Below are 1801 nucleotides of genomic sequence, written 5' to 3'. Positions count from 1 at the left end.
TTTTTTATAGTATTTTTTTTACTAAATCATCTTTTTTATTTGGTTTTAATGTTGGTTGGAATATTAATTTTATTAATATTTATAATGTTATAAAAACTATATTTATTTTTATGTGGGAACAATTAACAACTTTAATTTATCCTTTAAAATTATTTAGTTCATTGTTTGATTTTTTAATGCAAATATTAAAAATTTTTATTGATGTTTTTGGTAGTATTATAGGTTATATTAAAAGTTCTATAACAAGTCTTACTGGTCAAAAATTAATGGACCCTAGTGAAAGTATGTGGGAAAAAATAAAAGAAATAGCAAAACTGATTTTTAGTGTTGCTGTTGGCGGCTCTGTTATTTATTTTTTGAAAGAAATTAATAATTTTCTTTTAAACTCTTTCATTAAAATAGGTGATTTGTTGTTTAAAATTGTTTTAAGAATATTAGATATTATTTCAATTGTTTTAAAATTCTTTTTATTTTTGTTTAAAAAGGTTATAATAATATTGAGTTTCATTTTATCATTTTTTATTAATTTCCTATATTTATGGGTATTTGAAAATGCTAAAAAAATTCTTTAATTATTTTTGATAATAGAAAAGAGGTTTAAAAATGTCAAGTTTTAGAATAGGTAATAAACATTATAAAATAATTCCTTTTTTAATTACTACTGGAACATTACTGTTTTTTGTGTTTTGGATAGGTGGGATTTCTTATAAATATCATTTAGAAACCGAAGAAAGACGTAAATTACAAGAAGTAGATATTAAAGCAAAAGCAAGAGAGTTAAATAATGATTTATATAATGAAAATAAAAAACTTAAAAAAGAAAACGAATATATGAAAGATACTCCTTATGAGTTTTTAAGAGATAATGGAGAAAAACAATATTATAATTTATTTACTCATAAATTAGTTAAAAAAATTGATAGTGATAATAATGTTTTTGAATATGATAAAAATAATGGTCTTTTGTTGAAAAAAACTGATAGATATAATAATGTTGAAGAGTATGGTTCTCACGGTAAATTAATCAAAAAAACTTTATCAGATGGTGTTTGGATGGAATATAATCCTGTTAATGCAAAAATGATGAAACGTAAAAATATTGATGGTTCTATTGAAGAATTTGATGATAATGAAGAAAAATTTAAAGAAATAGATAAAAATAATAAAGTTAAATTTTTTAAAACCAAACTTTATAAAACCGTTCAAGATTTTGAGAAATTATTTATTAATAATAAAGATTTAGAAAAAACTTTCTTAGAATCTCGTATTTTTAATTTAGAAGAATTAAAAGCTTCTGGATATACTGCGGAAGAATTAACAGATGCAGGTTTTAGTTTGCAAGATTTAAAAGCTTCTGGATATACTGCGGAAGAATTAACAGATGCAGGTTTTAGTTTGCAAGAATTAAAAGCTTCTGGATATACTGCGGAAGAATTAAAAGATGCTGGTTTTAAAAATATTGAAAAAATTTATTATCAAAATGACGGTAAAATCAAGCAAATCAACGAGTACGACCTCCAAACAGGGACGAAAATCAAAGAAATCAAATACGGTTATGACGGTAAAACAATCTATGAAAGCAACGAGTACGACCCCCAAACAGGGAAGAGAACCAAGTGGACCGAATACTATTTTGACGGTAAAATCAAGCACATCAACGAGTACGACCCCCAAACAAGTAAGCACATCAAGCATACCAAATACAACCAAGACGGAACTATTAAAGAAACAAAATCTTTTTAATTATGCATAAGCAAAGAAAATAAGTATAAAATATATTCAAAGACGAGCGTAGCGAACT

Annotated in this window: 2 protein-coding genes; both read left to right on the top strand. The window is 24.3% G+C overall.

Going from position 1 to position 1801, the window contains the following annotated elements; all coding sequences use genetic code 11:
- Positions 1-161: 161 nt before the first annotated feature.
- Entirely contained in the window at positions 162-572 is a 411-nt protein-coding gene (locus OYV_RS03735; protein WP_081931946.1) for a hypothetical protein, read from the top strand.
- A gap of 31 nt (positions 573-603) precedes the next feature.
- Positions 604-1743, top strand: coding sequence for a DUF2963 domain-containing protein (locus OYV_RS03730; protein WP_042068356.1), 1140 nt, complete (start codon positions 604-606; stop codon positions 1741-1743).
- The last annotated feature ends 58 nt before the right edge of the window (positions 1744-1801 follow it).

It is taken from the genome of 'Chrysanthemum coronarium' phytoplasma, assembly GCF_000744065.1.
Classification (GTDB): Bacteria; Bacillota_I; Bacilli_A; order Acholeplasmatales; family Acholeplasmataceae; genus Phytoplasma; species Phytoplasma asteris.
The sequence above is the reverse complement of the archived record's forward strand: the minus strand, read 5'-3'. Positions and strand labels throughout refer to the sequence as shown.